This is a genomic window from Moorena sp. SIO4A5, assembly GCF_010672005.1.
GTDB lineage: Bacteria > Cyanobacteriota > Cyanobacteriia > Cyanobacteriales > Coleofasciculaceae > Moorena.
In genome coordinates, this window is sequence record NZ_JAAHHZ010000027.1 from 54744 (window position 1) to 70681 (window position 15938).

Sequence of the window (15938 nt, forward strand, 5' to 3'; positions counted from 1 at the left end):
ACCGCTGGGAATCTAACTAGCTAGCTCCGGATTAGGTAGCGCTAGCCTTGTATGAATACCTAAACATCCCATGAGGCAATTTAATTTGTAATCAGAGTTAAAACTTCCTTCTGCTGATGAAACGCTTTTTTCGCAAGACTTTTGCCCATCTACCCAAAAAAACTCCTAGGTCACAGCCATCAGATGGTCACTCTAGCGCTAATCAAGCCTCTACTTCTGTGAGGTGTGATACTAAAGCAGATCATCGTCGGCATTCGTTCCAAAGATATTCTTTAGTCCTGCTATTATTCCTCAGCTGTAGTATTTCCATTGGGTTAAGCACAGGTTTAGTGTATGCCCAAAGTGATGGCAGTACCACCGATTCCAACAAAACCCTACGGGAGAGTACCATCGAGGAACTCAAGGAAAAATCTCAACCGACCTTTGCTTTACCTTCCCCACCAACTAAAGCTCCTGAGATCGATGCTCCTCCTGCTGGTCAGTACATCCTAGAATTCAATCGCAGCCCAGTAGTAGGGTCTCGTCTTAGTTTAAGAGGCATCTATGACGAGGCGCGGCTAGGGTTTACTCGTCCCCGAGATTGGCAACTCAAATCTGTCAAAGCCTTGATTCGCTTTCGCCATTCTCCAGCCCTCTATGCCACTCGCTCTAATCTTACCGTTCTAATTAATGGTGTTAGCGTTGGCAGTATTCCTCTCAACCGCCAGGAGGGGGAAATTGGGAATGTGCTCTTTAATATTCCTATGGACCAACTCCGTAACTACAACCAAATCACAATTGCGGCGCTACAGAATAACTCTCCTACCTGTACTCAAGACCCCTATGATCCTTCCCTATGGACAGAAATTCTGCCGGATTCAAAAATAGTCTTTGATTTTGAACCCCAACCGGTTTCTCTAGACTTCAATCGCTATCCTTACCCGATCTTTGATGACCTGAGCCTAGAACCAAATCAAATTACTTATCTGTTGCCCAAGGAGATTAATGATAATTGGTTAACTAGCACTGCTCGTTTCCAAGCTTCCTTAGGTAGGCTAGCGGATTATCGTCCCCTGAAGACTTCCTTAGTGAAATCTGTCAAAGAGGCCAGTGGAACGGGGATTAATCGCTTTTCTGGTAATCGGTTGGTAATCATCGGCACACCAGAACAACAGCCAGAACTCAAATCCCTGAAACTACCCCTTCCTGTAGCAAACAATCAGATTATCGATGCTAAGGAAAAAGCCTTACCACCCGATGTCGGGGTCTTAATGTTAACCAGCACTCCTGGCAATCAAGCCGCAGTATTGGTAGCAACAGGTAATGGGCCAGAAGGAGTGGCGAAAGCAGTACAGTTTTTAGTGCAATCCCAAGACCGTCAAATTGGTACCAGTCAAGTGATCTTAGTTGAAAAGCTCGACGAAGTGCCAACCCCTGCACCCCGTGATTGGCCAGACTATTTACCTCTAGAACCCACATTCAAGGTCAGCGACCTCAAAACTCCCTACAATCAGCCGATTGAGGATATCACAGTCAGGGGTTCTGATTCCCCACCCATTACGATTAACTTCCGGGCATTGCCGGATGATAAGTTTGAGGGGGATAACTATATGAACCTAATTTATAGCTACAGCCCCCAAATTAATCCCAAAACCTCAGTAGTGGAAGTCAAGCTAGATGGCATTGCCCTGATCGGCAAAAAGCTAACTTCCATCGATGGTGGAACTAGAGAATCCCTGAGGATTGCCCTGCCTAATGACAAAATTACCCCCTATTCTAAAATCCAGGTCGATTTTCGTCTTGATGCTCGGGAACGCCGCTCCTGTAGCAAAGTAACTGACCAACAGCTTTGGGGTACCTTGCACAGTGATACAAATTTTCAACTCCAGCGCACCAGTGTTGCCAAAGTGCCAGATTTGGGGTTGCTGAAAACGGGTTATCCCTTTGCTGCTCCTCAGGATTTATCCAATACCGTTATTGTGCTACCAAAAGACCCCTCAACTAGTGTACTGATGACATTACTAAAGTTCACTAACAGATTGGGACGGTTAAGCAAAGCGGAATCAATCCAGTTATCAGTTTACACCAAAGATTCTTTACCCACTGAGGAACGCAGTGACCATCATCTGGTAGGAATTGGTACTCAAGAGAAATTTCCTTTTCCCGAAATTTTATCCTCTAGTGGCTTGAAATTAAAAGATTTATTGACACGGCAGCGCAGTGATAGTCAGATTAAAACCTGGTCTGATCATGATGGGGTGATCAAAGAAATTATCTCACCATGGAATAAAGAACGGGTGCTGCTTGCTCTAATTGCTCAAACCGAAAAAGGCTTAGATAAAGTCCAATATTTATTAAACCAAGACCCACTCTTCTATCAAATCAAGGGAGACACAGTACTGATTAGTGCTAACTCTGAAAATCCCAATATTTATGAACAAAATTCTTATAATATGGAGTTTTTCCAGGAAAAGCGAAAGCGTCAACTGGAAAAACCTGAGTTGACTCAGCAAATTTTTAACTTCATAATAAGAAGTTGGTTGATGTTAGCTCCAGCTATTATAGCTGCTACCATGATTAGTTACGGTGTTATTCAGTTTTATCTACAAAAAATGGCTAGGGATAGAAATTAATGACTATTCCATTTTTAAAGATTAGGTCAAAACCGGGTCAAAAAGGCTTGGTGACCACACCCCAACAGCGAGAGAAACTAACAGTCTGGGTAGTGGAAGACTTCCCCTATATATTTGACCAGATTTTACAGTGGCTAAGTCGTCGTCAATTGCTGTTGCTAATTGGATCTTTACTATTGCTATTCATTCCTCTAATTACTGCTCGCCCACCAATTTGGCAACAAGGGTTGCTTGCTTTAATTGTGTTACTGCTGGGACGGGTGATTATTCAGATGGAGGAAGATAAACCCAATCGTAAAACCAGTGAATATCTCCACTTATTGTTGGTTTTACTTAGCGTTTTTACTAGCCTACGCTATTTTTATTACCGCACTCGATATACCCTTAATTTTGAAGGGTGGCTGAATATCGTTTTTTGCTTGCTGTTGTATGGAGCAGAATTCTATGCGATCGCCACCTTATTTTTGGCGTACTTTCAAACCTTAAAAATCAAAGAACGTCAAGCGGTTAGTTTAGAAAATATTCCCCAAGAGGAGTGGTTTAGGGTTGATATTTACATTCCTACCTATAACGAAGATATCGAAATTGTCCGCAAAACAACCTTAGGGGCTGTAGCCATTGACTATCCGGCTGATAAAAAATCGGTTTATGTCCTTGATGATGGCAGAAAGTATCCAGAGCGTAGGGAAAAGTTGCGCCAAATGTGCGAGGAGCTAGGCTGCGAACTACTGACTAGGAATAACAATGATCATGCTAAAGCTGGCAATATCAATACGGCTTTTCACAATACCAAAGGAGATTTAGTCCTTATTCTCGATTGTGACCACATTCCCGCTAAAAGGTTATTGAAGGAAACTGTTGGCTTCTTTTTTAACCCTAAGGTTTCCTTTGTCCAAACACCCCACTGGTTTTATAACCCAGACCCCTTTGAGCGTAATCTGCTCACAGAAGGCAGAATACCTGTGGGTAATGAACTGTTTTATAAAGTGCTGCAAAAGGGCAATGATTTCTGGAATGCAGCTTTCTTTTGTGGGTCTGCGGCTGTGATTCGGAAAAAGCACGTGCTGGAAATCGGAGGTATTGCTACCGAAACAGTTACCGAAGACTGCCATACTGCGTTCCGTCTCCACTCATTGGGTTACGAGTCGGTCTATTACGACAAGATTATGGTGGCAGGTTTAGCGCCAGAGAAATTTTCGGCCTATATCGGTCAACAGGTACGTTGGGCTAGGGGAATGGCTCAGATTCTGCGCCTGGAAAATCCCTTGTTCAACCGGAAGGTGAGGTTGAGCCTACCCCAACGGTTGTGCTACACGAGTGCCACAGCCCACTTTTTCTTCGGCTTCCCGCGATTGATGTATGCGATCGCACCCACTCTATTCTTATTATTTGGCATCAATTCGGTTAAGGGTCTGGGTTTTGAAACCTTGTGCTATGCTCTGCCTCACGTTATTTTATCGATGCAGACCAACCACATTCCCTACAAGCACGTCCGTTTCTCCTTCTGGAACGAGATTTTTGAATTTGCCCTGTCATTCCAGGCGGGAATTGTTACCCTCTTAGCTCTGATTAATCCTAAGTTAGGGTCTTTCAATGTTACCGATAAAGGGATGAATGTTACCAAGCGCAGCTTTGATTTTGATTCGGTAAAGTACCTGGTGTTAGTGGCTGCACTGGCTACTGCTGCCTTGTTTACTGTACCCCTGTGGCTATGGTTAAGACCAGAGGATAGCCAAGCGGTGATTGTTAATGTGTTTTGGTCTATCTTTAACTTAATCCTGCTGATTGCTGCTTGTCTAGTTGCTTTCGAGCAACCCCAACTCCGTCGATCCCACCGGATGCCAAGGAAGTTAACGGCTGTGATTCATACTCCACACCAAAGTTGGAAAGGTGAAACCGTTAATATTAGTGAAAGTGGCGTCCAAATTCTGCTGAATACCAGACCCAACATCCCTGATGAAATCAGAGTGGAACTCGAAGGAGACTACGGACACAAGTGCTTGGTCCGAGGGCGGGTGATGCGAGAAGTTGCCATGGGGGAGCAGGTGAGGCTATATGTTGATTTTATTAATCTCACCCGTACTCAGCAAGATGATCTGGTGTTAGTTATTTATTCTGATGTCAATGAGTGGTATTCCCAGAGACGATCTGAGACAGACCATCCTCTGGAATCCCTTAAGTTTATTGCTACGAGTATCAGACGAGTCTTCCGTGAATTCCGACCAGCTAAAGAGACGAAGGTACGTCAAAAGATTCAAACGGCGGTGCAATTATATTGGGATTACTGGAAAAACTATTCCGTTAGCGCGACAATCACGGAAATTGGAACTCATGATTTACGGTTGGAATTAGATGGCAGGCAGATTAGCAATCTCGATATCATGCAGGACACTAAACCCATCGTCAGTTTACTGGTAACTCAAGAATCTAATAACTTAAAAGATATTAGTTTTTTGGCTAAGGTGCAAACTATAGAGCCAGTTGATAGCGGATCTGTTAATTCGATTGCGATCGAGTTAAGTTTCCCACAATCAATGGAAGAGCAGCAACAGCTCAAAATTCGACAGCTTCTGTATAGCTTGGATTGATAGTAAATGGAACAAGGAATAGGGAAAATGAACCTCCTGTTTCTTGACCTATCATAGTAACAGGTGTAATAACAGGTGTCAAGGCAAAATGAAAGATAAAACAGTGATGATTAGGTTGACTGACTTTGAAAAGCGACAACTTAAACAGGAGGCCGAACGCGCCCCGCGTGACCTACGGTCAATCGTAGAGGGATGACTTCCTCCGAGTTGCTCAGAAGCTTGATAGCTCGTTTCCCCGAACGCGCCCCGCGTCGGCGAAAGCCGAATCCCAAAGACCCTGTCCGCGATTCATCCCTGGAGACGAAACCGATAGATAGGGTCGCCAAAATCGGCAAAGTTTTCCGTTCGCCTACGGCGAATTTAATTCGCCACGGGTCACACCTGTTTTACCCATAACCGACTAACCATAAAGGCGACCCTATCCTTACGGTAACTTTAAACACTCATGGCGTAGCATTGAGATGTGGGGCTTCTCGCGGAGTCAGCTAAAATTCAGGTAACATTGTAATGTGGATTGGTCTGATTGAGGTAACTAGACCGATTTTTTTTTACCCTAAATTGCTGCACTCTCTACCAAATAAGCTTTTTCGGCTATTGTGTCACCCCCTGATCCATAAAACCTAACACCTACGACCTTAACTGTTAGTAAATCACAATATTCTATTATAGCAGAATAAACTATAATCAAAACTGTATATGAACCTTGAAGACGCTCTGGAATTCGCCAATGCCTTAGTGTTTGCCAAATCGGGGAATCATCTCACTGATTTACAGCAAGCCTTAATTGAGGCATCTTGGTCTTGGAAGCGTCAGAGTTATGATACTATTGCAGATACCTATGGCTATGCCCCGACTTACCTCAAACATGATGTCGGTCCCAAGCTGTGGAAACTTCTCTCAGAGGCTTTGGGGGAAAGAGTCAGTAAAAAGAACTTTCGCTCAGCAATCGAACGAAGGTGGCGCAGTGAACAGGAAACGATCCCCTCGAACCAACCAGTAACTCGACAGGAAACAGATGGGATTGGCCTAAGGCCACGCTACAGGAACGCAAAACCACGTCAAGATTGGTCAGAAGCCGTTGATGTTCGTTTCTTTTATGGAAGACAATCAGAACTAGCCCAGTTGCAGCAATGGATTCTGAGCGAACACTGTCGGCTAGTGGCCTTGTTAGGTATGGGCGGCATGGGCAAAACCTCCCTCTCCATCAAGCTTGCCCAACAACTCCAAAACCAGTTTGAGTTTGTTATTTGGCGCTCCCTACGTAATGCTCCTGACCTATCAGAGATTTTGACTCAGTTGCTGAGATTTCTATCCAATCAGCAAGACATTGATTTACCAGATACCACAGACGATAAAATTTCCCGACTGCTGAATTATTTACGCTCCCACCGCTGTTTGCTAGTTCTCGACAATATGGAGACAATTTTACAAGGGGGAGCTCAAAGCAATGCTGCTGGACATTATCAAGCTGGATATGAAGAATACGGTCAACTATTGAGACGGTGGGGAGAAACCTCCCATCAAAGCTGCTTAGTACTAACCTCTCGGGAGAAGCCTCAAGAAATTGGACTGCTAGAAGCAGAAGTTCTACCTGTTCGCTCCCTACAAATAAGTGGCTTAACAACCGCTGAAGGACAAGAAATTTTTAATATAATCGGGTCTTTTAAAGGTGAAGAAAGGGAATGGAATCAGTTAATTACAGGGTATTCTGGTAATCCCTTAGCTCTAAAAATTGTGGCCACAACAATTCATAAATTATTCGCGGGTAATATTGCAGAATTTTTAAATCAAGATGCGATAATATTCGGTAATTTTAAAAATCTTTTAGATCAGCATTTTGCCCGATTAAGCGATCCAGAACGAACAGTAATTTTTTGGCTCGCCATCAATCGAGAAGAAGCCTCATTTGCTGACTTACGAGATGATATATTCCCTCCTGTCCCACCCCAACAACTGATCGACACCTTGGAATCCTTAGAACAGCGATCGCTTGTGGAAAGAAAAGCGTCTCTGTTTTCCCTACAACCGGTGGTGATGGAATACGTAACTGAACGCTTGGTTGAGCAAATTTGTGAAGACATTATTGCTGGGGTAAGCGCCATTAATAACACTAATAACTGGGAAAATTACCTATTTAGAACTCATGCTATCCTCAAAGCTCAGACCAAAGATTATCTTAGAAATACTCAAATTCGTCTAATTATCAAACCCATTGTAGAGCGTCTACAGATTGCTTTAACTGGTAAAGCTAACCTAGAAACCCATCTAAATCAGATTCTCGACACTCTTAGAGGCAAACCTGCCTTAGCCATTGGCTACGCTGGTGGAAATATTATTAATCTCCTTTGTCAACAGCAAATCTGTTTAAAAGGCTATGATTTTTCAAGAGTTACCATTTGGCAAGCTTATCTACAAGGGGTGGATTTACAAGATGTCAATTTCGCTCACTCCGATTTATCTAAGTCAGTGTTTACTAAAACCTTAGGAGTAGTATTTGGGGTAGCGTTTAGTCCTGATGGTAAGCTTTTAGCTACTGGAGATGTGGAAGGTCAGTTGCGTTTATGGCAAGTCGAGAATGGTAAGCCAATTTTAATTTGCAAAGGTCATACTGGTTGGGTTTGGTCTGTTGTCTTTAGTCCTGATGGTAATACCCTAGCCAGTTGCAGTAGTGACAAAACTATTAAACTATGGAATGTCAGCACAGGTCAGTGTATTAAAACTTTAGAAGGCCATACCAGTTCTATTTGGTCAGTAGCATTCAGTAGGGATGGTAAAACCCTAGCCAGTGGTAGTGATGAATCAACAGTAAGGCTTTGGGATGTAAACACTGGTGAATGCCGTCAGGTATGTCAGGGACACACCGGTCAAGTCCTTGCGGTGGCCTTTAGTGCAGATGGTAAAACCTTAGCCAGTGGTAGTGATGACCAGACAATGAGACTGTGGGATCTTAGTACTGGTGAATGTCGCCAGATCTGTCATGGTCATACTAATCGGATTTGGTCTGTTAATTTTAGTCCCGATGGTGCTATCTTAGCCAGTGCAAGTGCTGACTTTACCATTAAATTGTGGGACCGATGCACAGGTGAATGTCTCAACACCTTAACTAACCATAGCGATAGAGTAAGGTCGGTGATGTTTAGTGCAGATGGGCAAACCCTAGTCAGTGGCAGTGATGACCAGACGGTGAGACTGTGGAATGTCAGCAGTGGTGAATGCCTGAACTACCTACAAGGACACACCAATTCTATATTTTCAGTGGCATTTAATCGGGATGGTCGCACCGTAGCTAGTGGCAGCAGTGACCAAACCGTACGTCTATGGAATAGCAACACAGGTCGATGTCTTAAAATTCTACAAGGATATACTAATTCTGTATTTTCAGCAGTATTCAGTCCCAATGGTCAACAATTAGCCAGTGCCAGTACTGACAAAATGGTCAGGTTGTGGGATGTCAGTAGTGATAGCTGTTTAAAGAGACTGGAGGGACACACCGGTTGGGTGACTTCTGTGGCATTTCATCCCAATGGTGAAATTCTCGCTAGCAGCAGCGCTGACCAAACCATACACTTGTGGTCAGTGAGAACAGGTCAATGCCTGAAAGTATTGCGCGGTCACTCCTATTGGGTGCAATCCGTTAGCTTTAGTCCTCTTGGTGAGATTCTTGCCAGTAGTGGTGATGACAAAACCATCCGGTTATGGGATGTCAATACTGGTGAATGTTTTAAGATATTACGGGGTCACACCAGTTGGATTTGGTCTGTTACCTTCAGTCGAGACGGTCAAACCCTAGCCAGTGGTAGTGAAGACGAAACCATACGCTTATGGAATGTCAGCAGTAGTGAATGTCTCAAGGTTTTACAGGGTCACACTAGTCGAGTACAGTCGGTAGCGTTTAGTCCTGATGGCAAAACCCTAGTTAGTAGCAGTGGAGACCAAACTGTTCGGGTTTGGGATGTTAGGACTGGGGAATGTGTCAAGATTTTACGAGGCCATAGTAAAGGCGTCTGGTCTGTCGCCTTTAGTCCTGATGGTGAGTTGATTGCCAGTGGTAGCTTAGATCAAACCATTAGGCTTTGGCAAGCAAGTACGGGTAACTATCTGAGAACCTTACATGGTCATAGGAATTCAGTACGGTCATCGATTGGGTTTAGTCCTGTAAAACATCAAGATCACCAGGGTAGGTCTGATCAAGAACAGGTGAGCAGTTATTGGCTTACCAGTGGCAGTAATGATGGGACTATTAAAGTTTGGGCTACTCACACAGGTCAGTGTATTAAAACCCTGATTCCTGATCGACCTTACCAAGGTATGAATATCACAGGGGTTACGGGTTTGACCCTAGCACAGAAGTCAGCACTGGAAGCGTTGGGGGCGCTGAGTTGATCTAGAGAAGATGGGAACGAAACACGAGTTCAAATTGGGTGTCAGGGATTCGCTGACGGGATCCTTCTGTATAAGAGCAAGTGCGGTAGCGACCGATGATTACCCATTGGGTTGGGGGAACTAGAGGAGTCGCTGCCCAAGGCTGGAGGTTTTGTGGATAAGCCATAATGTAGCTATCTCCGTTGAACAATCGAGTAGTAGCCAGCCGATGAACTCTGAAGCGTCGGCGCGCGGGCTTTCCCCATCCTACCTCATCCCTGGGAAAATAAATTTATAAATTTTGTAAAAAAAATCATTGATGCCAGAATGGAGTAAAGTTGTTTACTGGTAGTAGGACAGTGGCTGAAGAATCAATACGGGTTTATCTATCCAAAGATAAAAAAAAGAACTTTAAAGCAGCTTGTGTTATGCAAGACAGGGACATGAGCGATGTTGTCAATGAATTAATTGACAAGTGGCTTGATCAAAATGGCGTATATATACATGGAGAAAAGGAGACATGAATAAATACTGAAGTGCTATCGGTAATAGCTTTACAGACTTATGCGTTCGCGCAGCGTCGGGCTTTGCCCGAATCGCATTTCAGTATCTCTTGTTGTATCTCATTTTGATGCCTTACTATAATCCTTTTAAGTCTGGCATTAAAACCATGCTTAGCCAGCATACTATGACCAAAAAAATTTGGGTTTAAAGCCCCGTCCTTTTAGGACGGCTTTAAGCTATTATTGATGTTAGCGGTAAAGGGCACACATAAAAAGCGAAGTAGGTCTAGCGGACGGCTTCTAATCCGGAACCCTGGTAGCAAAAATCCGCGCATCTTGTACAAATGTGGAAGCTGGGCAAGAGAAATTAAAAATCTCCACCACCTAGTACCGCTGGGCGCAATTAAAAATTAAAAATTCTTCAATGGTTACTATAGCGTTTTCACATCTGATGTTAAAGCGCTATACTTCCTTGTTTATCTCAGAGCTGACAGTTATCAGCTGTCAGTCATTGACGTACTAACTGACCTAAGTGTTTTAATATTCTCGCGACAGTATATAGATCATTGCCACGATTCAGCAGAGAGAACTGATTAGAAAAAGCATATTGCAGTTTATCTTGTCGAATCAGTTTTATAAAAATAAATTCACCGCCATTCGTGACAAATCCGAAAGCAGGCTTTTGTAGCTCAGGATTAGCCAACATATAAGCTAGAGCTTGTGGTATCCCTACCTTTAAAGAGTATTCTGCTCGTTTCGCTTCAATCACCACTATCCAAAACTGAGGTTGGCAAATCAAAATATCAATTCGTCCCCTGACAATCGTTTCCTGATCTTCCGATGAAATTTGTACATCCTTTTCAGCAATAATATAGAAGGGTGGGCGATAAAAATCAGCAATTCTCAACAATGGGGATAGCACCACCATTTTGACAATCGGTTCTACCATGGGATACTCAGATAAGTGAAGATAGTCATCCTTGACTCGATCTAGCCATTGTTTTTCTAGCTCATTTAGTTCCGGTAAATCCTCTTGCCATTCTGGAAATAATTGCTCTTCTGTATTGGGCTCTAGTCCAAATTTTTCCTTCAATTGAGGCAGAGAAATATCTTGGGCTACGATTGTTTCTACCATTATCCTTTGGGAATTGTTAATTAGGTTAATTAGGTTAATTAGGAATTTAAATTTTATTTTTAATTGCTAATGCTTTTACCTTATTATAAACCTTCGCGTAGATTGGCCTATGGTCAATCGTAAAAATAATATCGCTCTCAATTTTAAGTAATTACTGCATTACGTGGCTATTTTATCCTTTACAATACTGTTTAATTTAACCCCTAATTCTGATTCTAATTCTACAGGTTTATTTTTGATCACCACCTGATGGAATCCAGCCGCTAACTGGAGATAGTTCTGGCAATTCAACATGTAACCAACCTACACTCCCTTCTCCTCCCACACCTCCCACACCTCCCACACTCCCTGTTTGACCCTGATGTCAGAAACTTACCCCTGTCAATCATCCCTGTACTGTACAAGATTGACCGTAGGTCACGCTACGCGATGAAGCGAAGCTTCCGCTAAAAGCGATCGAACATTTTGCGATCGCAACCAAGATTAGAATAAAGTAAACAAGTGTAAAGAAATGCTTAGTTTTACTTGATTATTTATCTAAAAGATAAGCATACTGTCCATTGCCGGTTGAAAATAACTATGCAGTATCTGTTTCCAAAACGAATTTTAGTATCCTTAGCAGCACTGTTCCTAGCTTGTTCTATGTGGGCGATTGCTCCTGAGGCAAAGGCTTACGACAATCCTGAGTTACTGCCCGAGGTTCAAACACCAGTCATTGATTTAGCGAACTTTATTCCAGAGCTTCAAGAGCAGAAACTAGTCGAAGATTTAGAAAGCTTTGAGGAGGAAACTGGCTGGAAACTCCGAGTTTTGACCCAATATGACCGCACCCCTGGTCGGGCAGTCAAAGAGTTTTGGGGACTTAACGACAAAAGTGTGTTACTGATTGCTGACGCCCGAGGGGGTAATATTCTAGGGTTTAACGTGGGTGATGCCCTCTATGAATTCCTTCCTCGGACATTTTGGGTAGAGTTGCAAACCCGATTTGGTAATCTCTACTTTGTACGGGATAATGGCGAAAACCAATCCATTATCGAATCCCTAGATACGGTCAAGCAATGCCTGCGCCAAGGTGGATGTCGGGTGGTACCTGGACTACCACGGGAACAGTGGATTCTGACCCTAATTACTTCTACTCTCGGAGGAGTGATTTTTGGATTTGCGGCTATCCCCCGCAAACGGGAACAGGTTTTCGCTTGGCAATGGGCTTTGATTTTGTCGCCACTTTGGGGTATCCTGTTTATTGCCTTCGGTATTGGACCTGTGGTGACACGGACATCTGATTACTTGCCACTATTGCGCAATATTATTGGTTTTCTTCTCGGTGCGATTGTGGCTTACTTGTCACCAGTGATTAGTGAATCATCAGCTTCAGAAACTTAACACCTGGTCAAATCCCCGTAATTTCCGGAATTTTCCGGAAATTAATAGCTAGGTTGCAGGAGTTCCTACTCATTACTCAGCACTATGTTTCTGCTAGCGCTGTGCTTCTAATAACTCCTTAATACCTTTTTCTGCTAGGTCCATCAACTGATTGAGTTGATGGCGAGTATAAGCCCCTGACTCCGCTGTTCCCTGAACCTCAATAATACCCATTTGGTCGTTCATCACTACATTAAAATCCACATCAGCCGCCACATCTTCGAGATAGTTGAGGTCTAAAAAGGGCTCACCTTCCAATAAACCGACGGAGACAGCAGCAACTTGGTGAATTAAAGGCGATCGCTCTAGTACTCCCGTTTTAACCAGTTTATCCACAGCATCCGCAAGAGCAACATATCCCCCAGTAATGGAGGTAGTGCGGGTACCTGCATCCGCCTGTAAAACATCCGCATCTACCGTAATGGTCCTCTCGCCCAAGGCTTTGAGATCAACAGCAGCCCGTAAACTACGTCCGATTAACCGCTGAATTTCCTGAGTTCGACCGGAAAGCTTGAGAAGTTCCCGTCTTTGGCGTTCCGGTGTTGCTCCTGGTAACATCCTATACTCAGCGGTTAGCCAGCCGCTGCCAGTATCCTTGAGAAATCGGGGGACTTCCTCCTGAACCGTCACGGTACAAAGTACTTTGGTCTCACCACAGTGAGCTAAAACGGAACCAAGAGCATAGCGGGTAAACTCTCGCTCAAACAAAATGGGACGTAGTTGATCCGCTTGTCGGTGATCAGGACGCTGCCAAGACATAAGTTATGTAGCAAAGGGAGTAGGGAGTAGGGAGTAGGGAGTAGGGAGTAGGGAGTAGGGAACAAAAATTATCACAATATTATTGAGCTATATTATCGAGCTAGTCACCGTTAATAATTGTGTAATTGTTTTCAATAATTTTGTCCGACAATTTAGTAACAGATGTTGGATTGAGGAGAAATGAAGCTGCTCGTTTAGCTGTTTCTTCACTTAACTGGATTTGGGTTAGGCTAACTAAGCCGTCGTTCAGAAAATGATCTCTAACTAGAGCTTTCTCTCCACTATTGAAGATAGTCTCATAAAAAACTTTCTTTATGCCAGCTGAAATGATTAACTTCAAGCACGATACACAAGGTTCTAGGGTGACATAAATAGTCGCTCCAGCAGTGGCAATACCATGTTTAGCTGCAAACGCGATCGCATTCGCTTCAGCATGAACAGCTCGGGATGGCATGGTACGAGACGCATCGCAGCTACTTAGTCCAGCATAGCAGTATCCCTGAGCTGTGCAATGACTTGAGCCAGATGGGGGACCATTGTAACCTGTTGCTAAAATCTGATTGTTTTTAACAATCACTGCTCCTACAGGAAAGGCTAAACAGGTTGAGCGAGTAGCTGCTAGCTTAGCCATCATTAAAAAGTATTCATCCCAGTTTGGTCTTTCATTAGTCATTGGTAATTTTAAAGTTGTTAATGATCAATTTTATATCAATGTCAGTTTAGTTGATGACATAAACTATCATCGTCTTTTTTAAGTGAACAGGGAGCAGGTAAAAGAGAACAGTAAATAGAAACATGTCTTAACCTTTACTGTGGTTGCTATAACTTGTCATTTTACCAAGAACTATTCACCAAACTATCTTTGGTTATTTTTTACACCAAACTCGTTTTTTAGGTTATCTATAGTTGATGCTGATCAATAACTGCTTATCAATAACTTATCCTAGTCATGAAGTACAGTCAATTTTCCCATGGGTCACTCCTTACTCCCTAATTCTTAATACCCAGGATTTTGTATATCATAAGTATTAAAAATGCTATAATTGGTGATAATTTTTATCTTCTTTTATAGCTATCATAGCTTTTTCTAATTCTATTCCTAAATAGACCGCATGACTAGGTTGTATTGAAGGATTATCACTACAAATTTTTCTAGATAAACTCATGGCATTTTTACCAGAATACGTAGCAATTACTTCCCCGCTACCAGGGGTTGTATGCTTCACTATAATATCAGTATTTTCCGTTTCAATCAAGAAATTACCAATGGGATCAGCATACTGTTTCTGTTCTGAATTGATAATTTGTTGATAGTGATTTTGAATAATCCGATTAGCATAGTCATAACAATCATCATAAATATGAGCACTTTGACTAACGGTAATCAGCGGTCCCATTTTTAATTGAATACCCCCGCGCTTAGCAATTTGGTCTTTAATATACTGCTGTAGGGCTCTGAGTCCAAAGGCATTAGCTGGCCAAGCGCTAAACATATCATTACTTCTCAATGTGGCGGTTAGGGACAATTCATTATCCACAACTCTCAGCCAGATGTGATTCAGACAAGGACTGCCCCCTTTCTCATGGTCTTTGACATCCCATAGGGACATCACTGCACTGGCTGCATCGATTTCACCAATGAGTTTGGTGATGACTTGCTCGATTTGGTCACGTTTGAACCAAGAACGTAGACGTTGACCATAAGTATATTTCACTCCTTCTACTACGGGTGCGTCGTCCAGGATTTGATGAATGTATTCTTGGATAAAGTCGCGATCGCATGGTAAATAATTGGGCTGAGGAAAGTAAAATTCAGGAGGTTCTGCCGTTACTACTGCCATTAAATCAATTAGCTCTTGCCAATATCCGTCATAACCCGTGGGCCGAATTGTGCCGGTAGTTTTAATGCGATGAATTATTTTAACCCAAGTTTCAGCTATCGTTCGTCCTTCAATGCGATGTCCGTAGCGCGGTCCTGGTTTTAGGGGGGCACAGCCAGATGCCCCGACATCATTGGCCATAGGAAATTCCAACGATTTTCCCCAGGGCTCTTGAGTTTTGGAGCCATAAGACTTAACCAGACTAACGGCTTGGGTAATCGAATCAGCCTCTGCCACAGAAAGTTCCCTTCTGAGTTGTTCTAGGATGACTAAGGGAATCTCCATGTCAATATAACCTTTGATAGAGGAGCGAATCACCCAGCAGTGACGACCAGTATCACTAGTTCCTTCTTCAACCCCATGGCGGAAAAAGTCCAGCAAGCAAGTTCCACTGCCAGCATTGCGGTCTTCCTTCGTAGCGTTGAGAATCACTAAGTAGCGGACATGGGGATTAGCGAGGAGATTACGAATGAGCAGGCTAATTCCCCGGGTGGGACTGTATAACTGTCCGACCACAGCAAACTCAGAAGGGTTTAACTTTTTTGCGATCGCTTCTTTGATCGTCCAACCAGTAATTACCGCCGTTTGACCTGTACCGTAAATTAGTTGGTTAGGCTTGTGCAGGGGTTTGTACTGGAATTGACTTGGTTTGGTGATTGCTGTCATTTTAATGCAGA

The 15938-nt window shown here is 43.2% G+C and carries 10 protein-coding genes; 5 read left to right on the plus strand and 5 right to left on the minus strand.

All coding sequences use genetic code 11. The annotated features are described in order from the left end of the window. Positions 1–116: 116 nt before the first annotated feature. From F6K57_RS10105 to F6K57_RS10115, 3 genes are all read left to right on the plus strand, one after another. Positions 117–2612 carry a cellulose biosynthesis cyclic di-GMP-binding regulatory protein BcsB gene (locus F6K57_RS10105; protein ID WP_293067060.1) on the plus strand — a complete coding sequence of 832 codons (2496 nt, stop codon included), beginning with the start codon at positions 117–119 and terminating at the stop codon, positions 2610–2612. Then, on the plus strand, positions 2612–5200 hold the full coding sequence (gene bcsA, locus F6K57_RS10110; protein ID WP_293067063.1) for a UDP-forming cellulose synthase catalytic subunit: 2589 nt from the start codon (positions 2612–2614) through the stop codon (positions 5198–5200). Before F6K57_RS10105 ends, bcsA begins: the two co-directional genes overlap by 1 nt. Before the next feature lie 696 nt (positions 5201–5896). Further along, entirely contained in the window at positions 5897–9583 is a 3687-nt protein-coding gene (locus F6K57_RS10115) for an NB-ARC domain-containing protein (RefSeq protein WP_293067066.1), read from the plus strand. 1 nt (position 9584) lies between these two features. On the opposite strand, the gene F6K57_RS10120 is transcribed toward F6K57_RS10115, so the two are convergent. After that, positions 9585–9749 carry a hypothetical protein gene (locus F6K57_RS10120; protein ID WP_293028936.1) on the minus strand — a complete coding sequence of 55 codons (165 nt, stop codon included), beginning with the start codon at positions 9747–9749 and terminating at the stop codon, positions 9585–9587. 172 nt (positions 9750–9921) lie between these two features. On the opposite strand from F6K57_RS10120, the gene F6K57_RS10125 reads away from it, so the two are divergent. Then, positions 9922–10086: a plasmid partition protein ParG gene (locus tag F6K57_RS10125; protein WP_198954017.1), complete on the plus strand. Its 165-nt coding sequence runs from the start codon at positions 9922–9924 to the stop codon at positions 10084–10086. A gap of 487 nt (positions 10087–10573) precedes the next feature. On the opposite strand, the gene F6K57_RS10130 is transcribed toward F6K57_RS10125, so the two are convergent. Then, positions 10574–11200, minus strand: coding sequence for a type I restriction endonuclease (locus F6K57_RS10130; protein WP_293067070.1), 627 nt, complete (start codon positions 11198–11200; stop codon positions 10574–10576). 579 nt (positions 11201–11779) lie between these two features. On the opposite strand from F6K57_RS10130, the gene F6K57_RS10135 reads away from it, so the two are divergent. Then, entirely contained in the window at positions 11780–12583 is an 804-nt protein-coding gene (locus tag F6K57_RS10135) for a TPM domain-containing protein (RefSeq protein ID WP_293028968.1), read from the plus strand. Between the two features lie 93 nt (positions 12584–12676). Here F6K57_RS10135 and rph read toward each other — a convergent pair whose 3' ends face one another. The 3 genes from rph to F6K57_RS10150 all read right to left on the minus strand — a co-directional run bounded on the left by rph (position 12677) and on the right by F6K57_RS10150 (position 15927). After that, positions 12677–13381, minus strand: coding sequence for a ribonuclease PH (gene rph, locus F6K57_RS10140; RefSeq protein ID WP_293028965.1), 705 nt, complete (start codon positions 13379–13381; stop codon positions 12677–12679). A gap of 100 nt (positions 13382–13481) precedes the next feature. Next, positions 13482–14054 carry a dCMP deaminase family protein gene (locus F6K57_RS10145; protein WP_293028962.1) on the minus strand — a complete coding sequence of 191 codons (573 nt, stop codon included), beginning with the start codon at positions 14052–14054 and terminating at the stop codon, positions 13482–13484. Between the two features lie 364 nt (positions 14055–14418). Then, entirely contained in the window at positions 14419–15927 is a 1509-nt protein-coding gene (locus F6K57_RS10150; protein ID WP_293028959.1) for a thymidylate synthase, read from the minus strand. Between the last annotated feature and the right edge of the window lie 11 nt (positions 15928–15938).